This is a genomic window from Pseudoclavibacter sp. AY1F1 (assembly GCF_002931075.1).
In the GTDB taxonomy this organism is placed as follows: Bacteria; Actinomycetota; Actinomycetes; order Actinomycetales; family Microbacteriaceae; genus Pseudoclavibacter.
Genome location: NZ_PSTQ01000002.1, coordinates 64,871 through 81,431 on the forward strand (window position 1 = coordinate 64,871; position 16,561 = coordinate 81,431).

Here is a 16,561-nt window from a genome sequence, read left to right on the forward strand (position 1 = left end):
GGCGGGGGACGCGGGGGACGCGCGCGCTGCGCGGGTCAGGCGGCGGGCGCCTGCTTGGCTTTGCGCTGCGCCTTGATTGTCTTGTACGCGTTCTGTCCGGCGATGAAGAGCAGGTAGGCGCCGAAGAGGATGCTGCCGACCCACGGGTTGATGAGCACGGCGCACCACACGCCCAGGAGGCTCGTGAGGGCTGCCGTGAGGCCGATCGCGGCGGCCGCCTTGAGGTCGACGTTGCCGCGGCGGGAGTTGCCGATCGTGCCAGTGATGGTGGTGGGGATCATGACGAGGAGGCTTGTGCCCTTCGCCTCGAGGTCGCTCGAGCCGAAGAGCAGCATGAGCGTCGGCACGAGGATGACCCCGCCGCCGACGCCGATGAGCCCGGAGATGATGCCGGTGACGAGCCCGAGCGCGACCAGCATGAGCGCCGTGAGTGCCGTGATGTCGACCTGGGCGTCGCGGCTGGGGACGGCGAGGAACAGCGAGATGGCGACGCCCAGCAGGAAGACGATGAACATCCACCGCAGCACGATGAGTGGCAGCTTGTTGAGCAGCCACGAGCCGATCCACGCGCCGGCGATGGCGCCGACGATGAGGATGAGTCCCGCGATCCAGTTCACGGAGCCCGTCAGCACGTAGCCGATGACGCCGACGATGGCCGGTGGGATGATCGCGGCGAGCGACGTGCCTGCGGCGAGGCGCTGGTTGAAGGCAAGGAAGCCGGTGAGCGCCGGCACGATGATGGTTCCGCCGCCGACGCCGAGGAAGCCGGAGAGGAAGCCTGCCGCGAGGCCGATCGAGATGAGCACGATCCAGTCACGGCGGGTCCTGGTGGTGGCTGGCGTGGTCATGAAGCTCCTTGGGTGCTGCGGTGTTCGGCGCCGAGGTGGGCGACGGCTTCTGCGAGGGCGCGGATGCCGAGAGCGACGTCGCCGAGCGATACTGCCTCGTCTGGGTGGTGGCTGACGCCGTCGGGGTTGCGCATGAAGAGCATCCCGACGTCGGTGATGGCCCCGATGGCCATGCCGTCGTGCCCGGCTGGGCTGAACAGGGTCGTTGGGTCTTCCGGCCTGCCCGAGCCGAGAATACTCCGGTCCGCGGCCCTTCCGGGTACGAGGCTCGAGCGGATGCCCTCGCTCACGACGTCCTGCAGCAGCGGCGCGCAGAAGAGGGCTGGTGCGTTGTGCACCTCGCGGGTGTGCCAGCGCAGGCGCCTGCGGCCCATGATGGCGTCGAGCTCGCGGGAGATCTGGTCCCAGACGCGGTCGCGTTCGCCGTCGAACTCGCCGCGCAGGTCGAGGCTGAACTTCGCCTCTCCCGGCACGACGTTCATGGCGCCGGGGAACGCCTCGAACTGACCGACGGTGCCGATGATGTGGTGCTGTGCGGAGCAGATGCGTTCGACGGCGAGGGCGGCCTCGCTCGCGCCGAGGAGCGCGTCGCGCCGCATGTCGTATGGCGTTCCGCCTGCGTGCCTCGCCTCGCCCTCGACGACAAGCTGGAAGCGGCGGGCGGAGGCGATCGACGAGACGACGGCAAGCGATTCGCCGCGCGCGTGCAGCTCCGGCCCTTGCTCGATGTGGGCTTCGAGGTAGCCGACGAGCTCGTCGGGGCGGCGGGCGGCTCCCGCGATGCGGCCGGGGTCGAGGCCGAACTCGAGGGCGGCCTCACGCAGGGTGGTGCCGTCGGAGTCTTCGAGCTCCCACCAGGCGTCGTCCCATGTGCCGGCGACGGCGGAGGAGCCGAGGAGGGCTTTGCCGAAGCGGGCACCCTCTTCGTCGGAGAACGCGGCGACCTCCATGCCGAAGTCGAACGGAGATCGAGCGTTCGCATCCGCTCTGGCGGGTGAGTCGACCCGGCGCTGCAGGAGGCGTACGACCTCGATGGCCATGAGTACGCCGACGACCCCGTCGTAACGACCGGCATTGACGACGGTGTCGAGGTGGGAGCCGAGCATCAGCACTGGCGCATCGGGGTCTGCGGCGGGAAGGAGCCCGAGCTGGTTGCCAGCCGCGTCCTGCCTGGTCTGCAGGCCGACCTCACGCATCCACTCGGCGGCGAGCCGGTTGACGCGCGCGTGCTCGGGGGAGAGGTGCACGCGAGTGATGGCGCCCGGCGTCGACGTGATGCGCGCGAGCTCGTCGCAGCGCGCCATGACGCGGCGGGCCGCGAGCTCGAAGATCGCGGGTTCGAGGGCGCTCAGCCTGGCTGCCGTCACGAGGCGGCCCCGGGGGCGTCGAGTGGATGCGCCGCTTGGCGGAAGACGTCGGCAGCCGCCTCGACGCCGCCACCGATCGGCAGGGATGCGCCGTGCCGGCGCAGGACGGCTTCGAGCGCGACGAGGGTCGTGAGCACGGTGTCCTTCCGTGCGTTGTAGCCCATCGTGCCGATGCGCCAGACCTTCCCGTGCAGCGGCCCGAAGGACGTGCCGATCTCGATGCCGAAGTCGTCGAGCATGTCCATACGCGCCACGTCGCCGGGAGCTCCCTCCGGGATGACAACCGCGACGACGTTGTTCATCTTGTGCGCGATGTCGCCGAAGACCTCGAGTCCGAGGGCCTGCACGCCGGCGAGCATCGCGGCGCCGGCGATGCGGTGGCGGTTGATGACGTTGTCCCGGCCCTCGCGCAGCAGCACGGCCGCGCACTCGCGGGCCGCGTAGAGCATTGACGTCGCCTCGGTGTGGTGGTTGAGGCGGCGGGGCCCCCAGTAGTCGAGGATCATGCCGAGGTCGAAGTAGTTGGAGCGGATGAAGTCGCTGGCCGACTCGTCGCCCGCCTCGCGGATCCCGGCCTCGATGCGTGTGCGCGAGCGGATGACCTCGACGGCGCGGTCGGAGAGGGTGATGGGGGCCGAGCCGCTTGGGCCGCCGAGGCATTTCTGCAGGCCCGCCGTGGCGGCGTCGAGGCCCCACTCGTCGGCGAGGAACTCGTTGCCGGCGATCGACGCGGTGGCGTCTGCGTAGAAGAGCACGCCGTGCTTCGCGCAGATCGCGCCGACCTCGTCGAGCGGCTGGTTCATGGTGGTGGAGGTGTCGCCCTGGACCAGCGCGAGCAGCGTCGGCTTGACGCGCGCGATGGCCTCTTCGATTTGGGAGACGGGCACGACCTGTCCCCACGGCACCTCGACCGTGTGCACTTCGGCGAGGGCGCGTTCGGCGATCTCGGCGAGGAGGTGGCCGAAGCGCCCGAAGACGGGCACGAGCACGCGGTCACCGGGGCGGATGAGCGAGACCAGGGCGGCTTCGATGCCGGAGCGGGAGGTGCCGTCGATGAGCATGGTCGCGTCGTTGCCGGTCGCCCACACCTGCCGGTACAGCTCCTGCGTCTCGCTCATGGCCTGGGTCATGAACGGGTCGTACTGGCCGACGAGCGTGCTCGACATGGCGCGCAGCACGCTCGGGTACGCCGAGATGGGGCCTGGCCCCATGAGGAGGCGGGCGGGTGGTTCGATCGGGGGAATCGTGGTCATCGGTTTCATTCTTTCGTAGCTCACTCGCCTGCGGCGGCGGGGGTGGAAGTCGGGGTGGATGCGGCAGTGGATGCGAGTTGCCGGCCAAGTCGGACGAGGGCCATGTCGGACCCGGCCCGTGCGACGAGGCAGACGCCGACGGGGGCTGTCGGCGCACCCATCGCAGTGGGCACGCGGAGCAGCGGGGCCGAGAGCGCGGGGAGGCCGGCGACCGCCGCCGGGGTTGTCATCCGCAGCGTGGCGGTGCGGATCGCGTCGATCGTGGCGGCGTCGGCGGTGCGGCTCGGTGCGGCACCCGGCGCGGTCGGGAAGAGCAGCACGGCGTCACCCACGAGCGTCTCGAGGCGCGCCTTGAGCGGGGCGAGGGCGTCGCGCGCCGCTTGCTCCTGCGCATCGGTGATGTGGGCGGCGGCAGCGAAGCGCTCCGCGACGGCGGGCCCCGTGGAACCTGGGTGCTCTTGCAGCCAGCGCCGGTTGTTGCGCCAGGCTTCCGCGCCCTGCACGACCCGGAATGGCTCCTGGTAGCTCGCGAGTTCGCCGATCGAGACGCGCTCGACCGGGGCATCCAGCACACCGCTTGTCTCGAGCTCAAGCAGCCAGGACTCGAAGGCAGCCAAGGTCTCGGCTGAGGCAGCCGCGAGGATCTCCGTCGGCACGAGGAAGCGGGCGGGCAGGTGGTCGCCGCGCTGTCCCGCGGCGCTCGCGGTCGAGTCGGAGCCCTCGTAGGAGAGGCACCAGTCGGCGACGCCCTGCAGCGTCTCGCCGTCGCGCGTGAGCCAGCCGACGGTGTCGAACGACTGCGCGAGCGGCAGCAGGCCCTGCCGGGGGACGAGGTCGTGGGTCGTGCGCAGGCCCCAGAGCCCCTGGTAGGAGGCTGGGATGCGCACCGAGCCTGCCGTGTCGGTCGCGAGGCCGATGTCAGCCTGCCCGAGAGCGACGGCGGATGCGGGGCCGCTCGACGACCCGCCAGGCAGCGCGCCGGGAACGGTGGCGTTCGGCGGGGTGCCGAAGTGCGCGTTGTCGCCGGCGATCGAGTACGCGAACTCGTCGGTGCGGGCGATGCCGCGCAGCGAAGCGCCGCCGCGCAGCAGGTCACGCACGGCGGGGGCTGTCCTCGTCTCGGCTTTCGCCGAGTCGAGGTAGGCCGGGTTGCCTGCGCCGATGCGGTAGCCGCGGATCGCGAAGAGGTCCTTCACGGCAACCGTCAGTCCCAGAAGCGGCCCCTCCCACGCTCCCTGGAAGAGCGGGTCGCCGACGGTGCGCCAGATCGAGCGGTCGAAGGCGCGCGGCCTCGGCGTGACGTGCGCGGCGGTGATGCGCCAGCCGCCATCCAGGAGCTGCCAGAGCTGGGTCTGGAGGCCGCGGCCGCCCGTGGCGAAGAGCGAGGTGGACACGAGCAGCGCGATTCCGTCCGCCAGGGGGCGGTACTCGATGCTCTCGATCGTGCGCTTCGCGACCCCGCCGCGCTGCGAACGGAAGGCGCTGATCTGGTTGTGTCCGACCAGGAGTCCGGCGTCGTCGCCGCGCATCGTCTCGGAGCCGGGCGCGAACCAAGCGTCGAGCTCGTCGAGGTCATTCGCCTGCACGGCTCGCTCGTAGGCCTCGTAGGCCGCGAGGAGCTCGGCTGGTGGTGTGGGTGCGGTCACTCGGCTGCTCCTGTCTGCGAGTCGTCGCCCGTCGGGACGTCGGCGAAGTCGGCTTCCCGGATGCGCGCGTGCACGCCGCAGACGACGTCGACGACCTGCGAGATATCGAAGTCGGTTGCCGCCGAGAGGTACGCGTAGGCGAGGTGCTCGTCCATTCCCCACCGTGCGTGCAGCAGGTCGAGGGATGCTCGCACGCAGTGGCGCATGGCAACGTTCAGGTCTGGGTCGAGGCCGGTCGGCACGAGGTAGTCGGGGGTGCGCACGAGTGGGCCGGTGATGTCGCCGAACTCGCGGCGCGCATCCGCGGCCGGGACGACGTCGAAGGTGAGCGTCGCGCGAAGGGAGGCTTCGAGCGCGGTCAGTGCGACCTCGCCGTCGCCCTGCGCGAAGTGCGGGTCGCCGACATAGGCGAGCGCGCCGGCGACCTGGACGGGCAGGTAGAGCACGCTGCCCTCGGTGAGGAGCTTGATATCGATGTTGCCGCCGTATGGGCCCGGAGGCACCGAGTGCAGACGGCCGCCCTCCGCAGGAGCGACGCCCATGGTGCCGAGGAACGGGGCGAGTGGGAAGGCCACGCTGCGGGTGCCGCCCTCGGTGAGCGGCATCGTGCCCACGAGGCTGCCGTCGCGCTCCTCGACGGGCGTGAAGACGCTCACGGTCGTGCCGCTCCTCGGCAGCACGCCTGGCAGTGCGCCCTTGCCGTGGCGGTTCGAGACGACTCCGTACGGCACGCGAGGCTCGAGCTTCACGACCGTGATGCGCAGCAGGTCGCCTGGCTGCGCGCCGCGGATGGCGATGGGGCCTGTCACGACGTGCGGGCCGTCGTGCGCGGCGTCGCGAGCCGAGTCTCGGGCGATCTCGATGGCGTCGAGCAGCACGGCGTCGGGATGCACGCCGTGCTTCCCGAAGAATGCGACAGGGTCCTGACCCTGGTCGGGGAGCAGGCCCTCGTGGCTCACGGTGTCGATGACGACGGTGGCGCCTGGCTCGATCGTGAGCACGGGTGCGTCGTCCCGACTGGGGAGTCGACCCCAGAGCGAGGTCGCCCGCCCGGAAGGCAGGTAGCTTGTGCCCTCTCGCAGGGAGGCGCCAGGCTGCAGGATCGGCATCGGGGCGAAGGCCGGGGTGGCCGCGCCCACGCCGAAGACGTTCGCGTTCGCGTTTGCAACCGCGTTCGCACCTCCGTGCGCGATGCCTGCCGCGGCGGTTGTTCCGGTGGCGGTCATGCGGTCTGCTCCTCTTTGAGTTCCAGCGTGGCTTTGTGTTCCAGCGCGGCTTTGCGGTCCAGCCCGGCTTTGCGGTCCAGCCCGGCCGCCGTCGGTGCGGCCGGTGCGGCCGGGGCGAGCACCTCGCGCCCGCGTCGTGCGGAGAGCCCCTCGGCGCGAGTGTAGATCTGCTCACCGTGCAGGTACGTCGCGACGACGGCCCCGTGCATCCGCTGCCCGTGCCACGGGCTGATCTTGGTGCGGTACTCGAGGTCACCCTCCTCGAGGGTGTGCTCGAGCTCTGGCTCGAAGACCGCGAGATGCGCGGGCACGCCGATCGCGATGCGGCCGCGGTCAGCGAACCGGACGAGGCCGGCTGGACCGGTCGTGAAAAGCGGGAGGATCGACTCGAGGGGGATGCCGCGCCGCCGCGCCTCCGTCCAGACCGCGATGAGCCCGGTCTGCAGGCCGGCGATGCCGCCCCACGCCGTGCCGAGGTCGGGCCCGCCCTTGAGCTCGAGGGTCGCGGGGGAGTGGTCGCTCACGATCGCGTCGATCGTGCCGTCGATGACCCCCTCCCAGAGGGCGTCCTGGTTCGTGGTCCCACGGATGGGCGGGCAGCACTTGAAGCGCCCGTCGCCGTCGGGCACCTCCTCGGCTCTGAGGCTCAGGTAGTGCGGGCACGTCTCGATCGTGATGCGCACACCCTCGGCCTTTGCGTCGCGGATGACGTCGAGCGCCTCGGCGGCGGAGACATGCACGATGTGCGCGCGGGCCCCCGTGCGCCTCGCGGCGTCGACGACCGCACGGACCGCCTCGACCTCGGCGATGGGGGGCCTCGTAGCCACGAAGTCGGAGAAGACGGGGCCGGACGCCTCGCCGAGGTGCGCTTCGAGCTCGGCGTGAGCGATGAGGAGACCGTCGATGTCCGCGAGCTCGGCAAGAGCAAGCTCGAGGTCGGCGAACGACAGGTGGCCGAACTCGTCGATGCCGCTCGGCGCGAGGAAGCATTTCACGCCGACGGCCCCGGCCGCCAGCAGGGGCCGCAGCGCGCCGAGGTTCTCGGGGACTGCGCCGCCCCAGTAGGCGAGGTCGACGGCGAGCTGGCCCGCGGCCGCGGCGCGCTTCGTCTCGAGCGCGTCGACGGTCGTCGTGACGGGGATCGAGTTGAGGGGCATGTCGACGACGGTCGTGACCCCGCCGGCGGCAGCGGCCGCCGTGCCGGTCGCGAAGCCCTCCCAGTGCGTGCGCCCCGGCTCGTTGAGGTGGACGTGCGTGTCGACGAGCCCTGGCAGGAGCACCTGGGCAGGAGGTAGGACAACATCGGCGCCTGGATCGAACGGCCCGAGGCCCGTGAAGACGCCACCTTCGACGGACACCGTCGCGGGGGCGAAGGCGCCGTCGATGAAGACCCGTTCGGCGGCGATCCTCACGCGATCACCACGGCGCGGTCCTGCACCTGAACCGTTGGCAACGGCCGGGCCCTGCCTGGCCTCGCGTACTCGTCGCGCTTGCTTGTGCCAGCACCCATCCGGGACATCGCCGCGACGAGCCCGACCGAGGCCGCAACGCCGTCGATGACGGGCACCCCGACCCGCTCGGAGAGCCGAGCGCACAGGTCGGCCATGCCGGCGCATCCGAGCACCACGGCGTCGGCTCCGTCCTCGCGCACCACTCGCTCGCACCATGCCGCGATCTCCTCGAAGGCGGCTGACCCGGTCTCCTCGAGCGCCAGTACGGGGATTCCCGTGCCATACGCCGAGACGCACGCCCGTTCGAAGCCGTACCGCAGTACGAGGTCGTCGGCGCGGCCGAGGGTGCGCGAGAGGGTCGTGACGATGCCGAACGTGCGGCCCGTGAGTACAGCTACGTGCATGGCGGCCTCCGCGATGCCGACCACGGGCACATCGAGGAGCTCCCGCGCGGCGTCCAGGCCCGGGTCGCCGAAGCAGGCGATGACGTAGCCGTCGCTCCCGCCAGCCGCGAGGTCACGCTCGATGAGCTCGACGACGACGGATGCCGCTCGCACCTCGTCGAAGTGACTCTCGATGGCCTCGGGTCCCTCGCCGGGAGCCGGGCACACGGCCACGATCTCGACGCCAGGGCCCGCCACCTCCCGGGCGGCGGCCTCGACCTTCTGCGTCATCGCGACCGAGGTGTTCGGGTTGATGAGGGTGATGCGCACAGGTCAGTCCTCCTCGATCGATCCGTCGGAGATGCCGGCCGTCTCGCCCTCGAACGTCGGCATGAGCGGGCGGCGGCGCTCGAAGAGGACAAACAGCGCGAAGCCGAGGCCGCAGCCGATGAACCAGCTGAAGTCGGCGAGGTAGCTGAGGTCGAGGATGCCCGCCTCGGCGAGCGGACGCGTCAGCACCGCGATCCCGACGGTCGGCACCCCGGCGAGCACCATCGCCCAGACCGCGTTCGGGTTGAAACCCCGCTTGTACCAGTACGCGCCCGTCTCGCTCATCGTGAACATCTCGTCGACCTTGATGCGCTGCTTGCCGATCACGAAGTACCCGGCGATGAGGATGCCGAAGAGCGGGCCGATGAGCGCGCCGAGCACACCGAGCGTGTTCTGGATTGCGGCGTCGTTGTTGTACCAGTTCCACGGGGTGAGGAGCACGGAACCGACGGCGGCGATCATGCCGCCCATGCGCCAGCTGATCTTGTTCGGCGCGACGTTCGAGAAGTCGAAGGCAGGGGCGATGAAGTTCGCGACGATGTTGATGCCGACGGTCGCCGTGACGAACGTGAGGCCGCCGAGCAAGATCGCGAAGTGCGTGTCGATGCGCTCGACCGTGTGGATCGGGTCGGTGATGAGCTCGCCGAACACGGGAACCGTCGCGCTCGCGGTGAGCACGGTCAGGATCGAGAAGAACAGGAAGTTGAGGGGCAGGCCCAGGAAGTTGCCCTTCTTGACGGCCTTGTAGCTCTTCGCGTACCGCGAGAAGTCGCCGAAGTTCAGCATCGGGCCGGAGAAGTACGAGACGACGATGGCGATGGCGGTGAACATGACCGGGATGGACGCCCAGAAGTCGAGTGGTTCACCCGCGGAGAGGTTGAAGTCGATGTTCTCCCATCCCGCCTGGCTGACGAGGTAGATGGCGAGCACGATCATGACGACGTAGACGGCAGGTCCCGCCCAGTCGATGAAGCGGCGGATGGACTCCATCCCGCCCCAGAACAGTGCCGCCTGTGCGAACCAGAGGATGGCGTAGGAGATCCAGCCGAGCGCCGAGAGCCCGAGGAACGAGTAGTCGGTGCGCAGCACCTCGCTTGCCGGGATGAACTTGAGGAAGACGATGTTGAGCGACTCCGCGGCGAGGAACGTCTGCACGCCGTACCAGGCGATCGCGATGAGGCCGCGAATGATCGCGGGGATGTTGGCGCCCTTGACGCCGAAGATGGCGCGGTTCACGACGGGGTACGGCACGCCTGTCTTCTGGCTGGACTTGGCGACGAGGTTCGTGAAGAACTGCACGATGAGGATGCCCACGATGAGCGCCACCAGCACCTGCCAGCTCGCGATGCCGAGGGCGAAGAGGCTGCCGGCCGTGACGTAGCCACCGACGCTGTGCACATCCGACATCCAGAAGGCGAAGATGTTGTAGGAGCCCCAGCGCTGCTTGCGCAGGGGAGCGAGGTCCTCGTTGGCGAGCCGCGGGTCGTAGCTCGGCTTCATGTTGACGTCGTCCGCGAGGTGCGCCGCGGTGTCGGCCGCGGTGTCGGCGGCGCGCGCGGTGCTGGATGCGCCAGTCTGTGCCAGTTGATCGGTCATGCGTTGAAGTTATGACTTCACGCTTGTCCGGAGGTTTCTGCAATGTAACGCTCGTGTAAATCCACGGACGGCTTGACTGTTCAGTGAGCACTTCACGCAGTGCGCGAAGGGGAGGCGCGGTGTCAGGCTCCCGCTGCCACGCCGAGCCCGCGGACGAGCGCCTCGAGGCCTCGCTCGAACGCCTGCTCACGCAGGGCCTCGGGGGAGTGCGCCGCGACGGATGCCGCGAGCGTCGGTGCCGCATCCGCGTGCTCTCCGAGGTCGAAGATGTCGAGGGGGGCGTTGAGGTCGTACGCGGAGCCGTAGATGAACGACTCGATGGCGACGATCGCCGGCATGATGCTCGCGTCTGGCCAGCCCGCCTGACGGAGCCCTGATGCGACCCTCTCGTACATCGCGAGCGTGTCGGTCGCGCCGGCGACCGGCATCTTGGCGATCGCCTCGACGAGCGAATCGTGCTCTTTCATGACGAGGCGGTAACTGCGTGCCCACGCCGCCAGGGCCGCATCCCACGGCTCGGTCTCGAACGCGGAGGCGTCGACGGCCGCCATGAGGCGGTCCTCGATCCAGCGGAGAATCTGCCGCTTCGAATGCGCGTGGTTATAGAGCGCGGCTGGGGTCACGTCGAGCGCCTTGGCGAGCTTCGCCATCGTCAGGGAGTCGTAGCCCTCATGGGTGGCGACCCGCATGGCGGCGTCGGTGATGCGCTTCTGCGTGAGGATGCGCGTGCGGGGTCGCCCAGCACGCCGTTGTCCGTCAGACTGCACATGATCGCTGATGCTCACAGGTCCTCCCGTCACCCGACCATATCGCCTCGCAAATGCGGCTTGTCCACGAGGGCGGTCTGGACTAACGTAAATTAATCCTGTTTATTTGGGCGGCTCGGCCACAACCTTGCCACCGCCCTGAGTCACTTCGACGGCGAAGCCAGGGCGCTTGGTGCTGTCACAACGGAAAGAGCGAAAATGCAGACCATCGAACGCGACGTCGTCATCATCGGAGCTGGCCCATCCGGCCTCACCGCAGCGCGGCGCCTCACGCAGGCAGGCAAGACCGTCGCCGTCCTCGAGGCGCGCGACCGAGTCGGCGGCCGCACCTGGAGCAACATCATCGACGGCCAGTTCTTCGAGATCGGCGGCCAGTGGGTCTCTCCCGACCAGACGGCCCTGCTCGCCCTCCTCGAGGAGCTCGGCAAGGACACCTTCTCTCGGTACCGCGAGGGCAAATCGGTCTACATCAGCCCCAAGGGCGAGCGCACCGTCTACGAGGGCGACACCTTCCCCGTCAGCGAGCACACCGCCGCCGAGATGGACCGCATGATCGAGATCCTCGACGGCCTCGCCGCCGAAATCGGCGCCGTCGAACCGTGGGCGCACGCCAAGGCTCGCGAGCTCGACACCATCTCGTTCCACCACTGGCTGCGCCAGCAGTCCACCGATGAGGAGGCCTGCAACAACATCGGCCTGTTCGTCGCCGGCGGCATGCTCACCAAGCCGGCGTTCGCGTTCTCCGCCCTGCAGGCTGTGCTCATGGCCGCATCCGCCGGCTCGTTCTCGAACCTCGTCGATGAAAGCTTCATTCTCGACAAGCGCGTCGTCGGCGGCATGCAGTCGGTCAGCCAGCAGATGGCCGCGGAGCTCGGCGACGACGTCGTGTTCCTCAACAACCCCGTGCGCTTCCTCCACTGGGAAGACAACGGTGCAGGCAATGCCGCACCCGTCACGGCGGTCGCCGACCACATCACCGTCAAGGCGCAGCATGCCATCATGGCCGTGCCGCCGAACCTCTACTCTCGCGTCTCGTTCGTGCCGGCGCTGCCGCGCACGCAGATGATCGTGCACCAGCACATCTCCATGGGCCTCGTCATCAAGCTGCACGCCACGTACGCAACGCCGTTCTGGCGCGAAGACGGCCTCAGCGGCACCTCGTTCGGCGCTGGCCACCTCGTGCAGGAGGTCTACGACAACACCAACCACGAGGACGAGCGCGGCACGCTGGTCGGCTTCATCACCGACGAGGCAGCTGAAGCCATGTGGGCGCTGAGCGAAGACGAGCGCAAGGCCGCGATCCTCGGGGCCGTGGCCGAGTTCCTCGGACCGAAGGCACTCGACCCCGAAGTCTTCTACCTCTCCGACTTCGGCGCAGAAGAGTGGACCCGCGGCGCCTACGCCACGAGCTACGACCTCGGTGGGCTCGCCCGCTGGGGCGCCATCCAGCACGACCCGGTCGGCCCCATCTTCTGGTCGAGCTCCGACCTCGCGGCCGAGGGCTACCAGCACGTTGACGGCGCCGTGCGGATGGGCGAAGCTACGGCGAAGCGCATCCTCGGGTCCTGAGCGCCCTCGGCATCCTGAAATCAGCCAACATCCCAAAAATTGGAGAGGCAGCATGACGCAGCGTTTCGTAGTGGGCTACATCGCGAGCGACCGAGGGCATGACGCTCTCGCCCTCGCATCCTTCCTAGCCAAGGGCACCGACACGGAACTCATCGTCGCGATGATCACCCCGGAGACGTCGCCGTACAGTGGCACGCACCCGCTGCCGCTCGACGACGCCGACGGCATCATCGGGAAGCAGATCGACACGTGGATGAGCGAAGCCCTCGCGCAGGTGCCTGCAGGCATCGCCGCGAAGGGGGTGGTGCGCAGCGCGTCCAGCGAGGCGCAGGGCCTCCTCGACGTGGCCTCGGAGTTTGGTGCCGTGGCGATCGCCATCGGGGCGGCCACGACGGCGCTGCTGCGCCAGTTCACGGTCGGGACCGTCGCATCCACGCTCCTGCATGCCTCGCCCGTTCCCGTGGCGCTCGCACCGGCCGGTTTCGCCGAGGAAGGACCCGTCACGCGCATCACGACGCTGTTCGGGACCCGCTCGGGAGCCGCCGCGCTCATCGGCACGTCCGTCGAGAGCGCGCTCCAGCGTGACGTGCAGCTCCGCCTGCTCTCGCTGGTGCAGCTCGACCGGGTGCCGCCGAGCCAGGTGCAGGAGGTCGAGGAGTTCGTGCGCGAGTTCGGCGGTGCAGTGCTCGCCGGCCGCGCCGAGGCGCTCCTCGAGTCGGGCAAGGCCACGGTCGAGACGGTTGAGGGCGAGAGCCTCGAAGCCGCCCTCGAGCGCGCCAACTGGAAGCCGGGCGACGTCGCGTTCGTCGGCTCCAGCCGTCTCGCTCAGGGAGGCCGCATCTTCCTCGGCGCTCGCGCGCAACGTCTGCTACGCGTGCTGACCGTGCCGATCATCGTCGTGCCGCGCGCGGCGCAGCCCGCAGAGCCTCCGAAGACCCCAGAACAGGCGACCCAGCAATGAGCACAGCAGGAAACGACACCGAGCGGGGCGGGCTCAGCTCCAAGGGCCTCTCCGCCGGCAAAGTCGGCGTCATCGGCGCCACCATCATCGGCGTCTCGTGCATCGCCCCGGCGTACACGCTGACCTCGGGCCTCGGGCCGACCATCTCGCAGGTCGGAGTGCAGACACCCGCGATCCTCTTCATCGGCTTCATCCCGATGGTGCTCGTCGTCTTCGGCTACCGCGAGCTCAACTCCGCGATGCCAGACTCGGGCACGACCTTCACCTGGGCCTCGCGGGCGTTCGGCCCGTGGATCGGCTGGATGGGCGGATGGGGGCTGATCGCGGCAACCGTCCTGGTCCTCTCCAACCTCGCGGCCGTCGCCGTGGACTTCTTATTCATCCTGCTGGCGCAGATCTTCCAGAATCCGGAACTCGCCGACCTCACGACGGTGCTGTGGATCAACATCCCCGTCACGATCCTCTTCACGGCGCTTGCCGCGTGGATCTCCTATCGGGGCGTCGAAGCGACCGAGAAAATCCAGGTCGGGCTCGTCGCGTTCCAGCTCATCGCGCTCGCCTGGTTCATCATCGCCGCCTTCATGCACCTGAACAACGGCACCGCCTTCGACCCGACGCCCGTCGAGCTGTCCTGGTTCAACCCCTTCGAACTCGGGGACATGTCAATGGTCGCCGCCGGCGTCTCGTTGTCGATCTTCCTCTTCTGGGGCTGGGACACGGTCATCACGATGAACGAGGAGGCGAAGGACCCGAAGAAGACCCCGGGCCGCGCCGCCATGCTCACGATCATCATCATCATGGTCATCTACCTGCTCACGACCCTCGCAGTGCTCGTCTTCGCGGGCATCGGCACCGAGGGCCTCGGAGCCGGGAACCCGGAGAATCAGGAGAGCATCTTCGCGGCGCTCGCCGGCCCCGTCATGGGTCCGTTCGCCCTGCTGATGTCGATCGCCATCCTGTCGTCGTCTGCTGCGTCGCTGCAGTCGACGATGGTCTCCCCGTCCCGCACGCTCCTCGCCATGGGGCACTACGGGGCGTTGCCCAAGCGCTTCGCGGAAGTCAGCCCGCGCTTCAAGTCGCCGTCGGTTGCGACGCTGGCGTCAGCTATCGCCGCCGTCGTCTTCTACGTCGTCATGAGGCTTCTCTCCGAGAACGCACTGTGGGACACGATCGCGGCCCTTGGCCTCATGATCTGCTTCTACTACGGCGTCACGGGGCTCGCCTGCGTCTGGTACTTCAGGCACAGCCTCTTCACCTCAGCGAGGAACTTCTTCTTCAGGTTCCTGTTCCCGCTGCTCGGGGGCATCGTCCTGCTGTACTTCTTCTACGAGACGGCAGTGGCGTCGCTCTCGCCGTCGTTCGGCTCCGGCTCCGCGATCTTCGCGACGAGCTATGACGCTGACGGCATCGCGCAGGACGGCATCGGCCTCGTGTTCGTGCTCGGCATCGGGGTGCTGCTGCTCGGGGTCGTCATCATGGTCGTGCAGTCGATCAGGAACCCCGCGTTCTTCCGCGGGGAGACGATCCAGGTCGGCAACGACCGCGACACGCAATCCATCGAGGTGCTGAAGGACTAGCTGCACTCCCGCCCGGCCCGATCCCGGGTCGGAGACAGAAACAGAAACTGGAGTTGCGCATCCCGGTCAGTCGATCGGGGTGCACAACTCCAGTTTCTGTCTGTGCGCTCTGTGTTTTTCACTTCGTGCGCTTTGCGTTTTTCACTTCGTGCGCTCTGTGTTTTTCACTTCGTGCGCTTTGTCCTGCAGTGCTCGCGCTCGGTCAGCTCGCGCAGGTGGTGTCCTCCGCCGTCCGGCCGACGATGTCGTCCGAGAGCGTCAGCGGCTCGCTCGGCGCATCCCCCACTTCGCCGGACTGGGCCGCATCTTCCGGGGTGTCAGGGACCTGCTGGGCGGGCGCATCCGGTGCCGCGTCGTCCTGGAAAGACAGGGGGAGGTCGGCCCGCAGCGTCGCGAAGATGGCGTCGGTCTCCTCCGTCAGGGGCTCCACTCGATTCGAGTCGGCCCAGTAAGGGACGACGGGCAGCTGCAGCATGACGATGCGGTTCAGGTCGACGTTCGCGAGCGTCTGTGCCAGGGCGACGAGGCTGCTGGGCTGCGCGAGCGCCTCGTCGACGGTCATGGTTTTCGATGCGGAGTCGGCGAGCCCGTAGAGGGCGGCGGGGTTCGTGAGCGTGCCTGCGCTCGTGACCTTCCTGGCGAGGGAAGCGAGGAACGCCTGCTGGGCCTGGATGCGCCCCAGGTCGCTGCCATCGGCGAATCCGTGACGGGTGCGCAGGAACGCGAGGGCCGCCTCGCCCTGCAGGCTGTGCGTGCCCGCCGTCATGTAGAGGCCGGAGTAGTCGTCGGCGATGTCGTTCTCGACGCAGACGTCGACACCTCCGATCGCCTCCGTGATGCCGATGACGCCGTCGAAGCCGACGACGATGAAGTGGTCGATCGAGAGTCCCGTGAAGGCGCGGATCGTGTCGAGCGAGCAGAAGGGGCCGTTCTCGAGCGCGGCGTTGATCTGGGCGGCCTCCTGTGCCGGCACGAGGTTGCCCTCTGGCGTTGTGCACTCCGGGGTCGGCAGCATCGTGTCGCGCGGGATGCTGATGAGGGTCGCGTCCTCGCGATCGGCCGACACATGCAGCAGCATCATGACGTCGGACCTGGCCCCTCCGGCCTCGCCGTAGTCGGCGCTCGTCTGCCCGGCTCGCGAGTCGGAGCCCATGATCAGGATGTTAACGGCGCCGTCCCATCCGGAGATCTCGGTGCCGGTGCCGTCGGCGCGCCCGACGGAGTTGTCGGCGAGGTTGCCGACGACCTGGAAGTAGGTCGCCGAGACGAAGCTGACGCCGGCGACCATGGTCACGCAGACGACGGCGGCCGCCGCGACCATGAGTCGGCGTCGGAGGAACTTCGCGCTTGTCCGTCTGCGCCGCGACGCGTGGCGGCCGTGGCCAGTGCTCGGGCGGCGGAGGGAGGGGGTGGATGCGCGTCGCTGCGATCTCGTCGCGAGCTTCGGCTGGTCGTCGCCCTCACCGTCTAGCAGGGTCTCGACGGCGGGGTGCGGGTCTGTGGGCCTCTTCATGGTCCCTCTCGCTTCGAGGTTGATGCCCACCATCGGTCGAGGGGGAGGACACGCGCTGGCAGTTGCCAATGTCT

Annotated in this window: 13 protein-coding genes; 3 read left to right on the top strand and 10 right to left on the bottom strand. The window is 68.9% G+C overall.

Annotated elements, in window-relative coordinates:
- Nucleotides 1–35: 35 nt before the first annotated feature.
- The 9 genes from C5B85_RS04480 to C5B85_RS04520 form a co-directional block, all read right to left on the bottom strand.
- Nucleotides 36–848, bottom strand: coding sequence for a sulfite exporter TauE/SafE family protein (locus C5B85_RS04480; protein ID WP_104284855.1), 813 nt, complete (start codon nucleotides 846–848; stop codon nucleotides 36–38).
- A complete protein-coding gene (locus C5B85_RS04485; RefSeq protein WP_258070583.1) occupies nucleotides 845–2,215 on the bottom strand; it encodes a Zn-dependent hydrolase in 1,371 nt (456 codons plus the stop codon). The genes C5B85_RS04480 and C5B85_RS04485 overlap by 4 nt, the downstream gene beginning before the upstream one ends.
- Nucleotides 2,212–3,468: an alanine--glyoxylate aminotransferase family protein gene (locus C5B85_RS04490; protein WP_104284856.1), complete on the bottom strand. Its 1,257-nt coding sequence runs from the start codon at nucleotides 3,466–3,468 to the stop codon at nucleotides 2,212–2,214. The genes C5B85_RS04485 and C5B85_RS04490 overlap by 4 nt, the downstream gene beginning before the upstream one ends.
- A 20-nt stretch (nucleotides 3,469–3,488) precedes the next feature.
- Nucleotides 3,489–5,114, bottom strand: a complete 1,626-nt coding sequence (locus tag C5B85_RS04495) for an AtzH-like domain-containing protein (RefSeq protein ID WP_104284857.1) — start codon at nucleotides 5,112–5,114, stop codon at nucleotides 3,489–3,491.
- The gene (locus tag C5B85_RS04500) at nucleotides 5,111–6,223 is read right to left on the bottom strand and encodes an acetamidase/formamidase family protein (RefSeq protein ID WP_258070613.1); all 1,113 of its coding nucleotides are present in this window, start codon (nucleotides 6,221–6,223) and stop codon (nucleotides 5,111–5,113) included. Before C5B85_RS04500 ends, C5B85_RS04495 begins: the two co-directional genes overlap by 4 nt.
- A gap of 113 nt (nucleotides 6,224–6,336) precedes the next feature.
- Nucleotides 6,337–7,752 carry an allantoinase AllB gene (allB, locus tag C5B85_RS04505; protein ID WP_104284859.1) on the bottom strand — a complete coding sequence of 472 codons (1,416 nt, stop codon included), beginning with the start codon at nucleotides 7,750–7,752 and terminating at the stop codon, nucleotides 6,337–6,339.
- Nucleotides 7,749–8,504 carry an aspartate/glutamate racemase family protein gene (locus tag C5B85_RS04510; RefSeq protein WP_104284860.1) on the bottom strand — a complete coding sequence of 252 codons (756 nt, stop codon included), beginning with the start codon at nucleotides 8,502–8,504 and terminating at the stop codon, nucleotides 7,749–7,751. The genes allB and C5B85_RS04510 overlap by 4 nt, the downstream gene beginning before the upstream one ends.
- Before the next feature lie 3 nt (nucleotides 8,505–8,507).
- Nucleotides 8,508–10,100 carry an NCS1 family nucleobase:cation symporter-1 gene (locus C5B85_RS04515; RefSeq protein ID WP_104284861.1) on the bottom strand — a complete coding sequence of 531 codons (1,593 nt, stop codon included), beginning with the start codon at nucleotides 10,098–10,100 and terminating at the stop codon, nucleotides 8,508–8,510.
- Between the two features lie 122 nt (nucleotides 10,101–10,222).
- Nucleotides 10,223–10,885 (bottom strand): TetR/AcrR family transcriptional regulator, encoded by a 663-nt coding sequence (locus tag C5B85_RS04520; protein ID WP_258070584.1) that lies wholly within the window; start codon nucleotides 10,883–10,885, stop codon nucleotides 10,223–10,225.
- Nucleotides 10,886–11,065: 180 nt separating this feature from the next.
- Between C5B85_RS04520 and C5B85_RS04525 the strand changes: the two genes are divergently transcribed.
- Genes C5B85_RS04525 through C5B85_RS04535 form a run of 3 tightly spaced genes read left to right on the top strand, consistent with a single transcriptional unit; the run spans nucleotide 11,066 to nucleotide 14,974 of the window.
- Entirely contained in the window at nucleotides 11,066–12,436 is a 1,371-nt protein-coding gene (locus C5B85_RS04525; RefSeq protein WP_104284862.1) for an NAD(P)/FAD-dependent oxidoreductase, read from the top strand.
- 52 nt (nucleotides 12,437–12,488) lie between these two features.
- The gene (locus tag C5B85_RS04530) at nucleotides 12,489–13,397 is read left to right on the top strand and encodes a universal stress protein (protein WP_104284863.1); all 909 of its coding nucleotides are present in this window, start codon (nucleotides 12,489–12,491) and stop codon (nucleotides 13,395–13,397) included.
- Nucleotides 13,394–14,974, top strand: coding sequence for an APC family permease (locus C5B85_RS04535; RefSeq protein ID WP_104284864.1), 1,581 nt, complete (start codon nucleotides 13,394–13,396; stop codon nucleotides 14,972–14,974). The genes C5B85_RS04530 and C5B85_RS04535 overlap by 4 nt, the downstream gene beginning before the upstream one ends.
- Nucleotides 14,975–15,176: 202 nt before the next feature.
- On the opposite strand, the gene C5B85_RS04540 is transcribed toward C5B85_RS04535, so the two are convergent.
- Complete coding sequence (locus C5B85_RS04540) at nucleotides 15,177–16,487, bottom strand: LCP family protein (RefSeq protein ID WP_181064277.1); 1,311 nt, start codon at nucleotides 16,485–16,487, stop codon at nucleotides 15,177–15,179.
- Nucleotides 16,488–16,561: the final 74 nt, after the last annotated feature.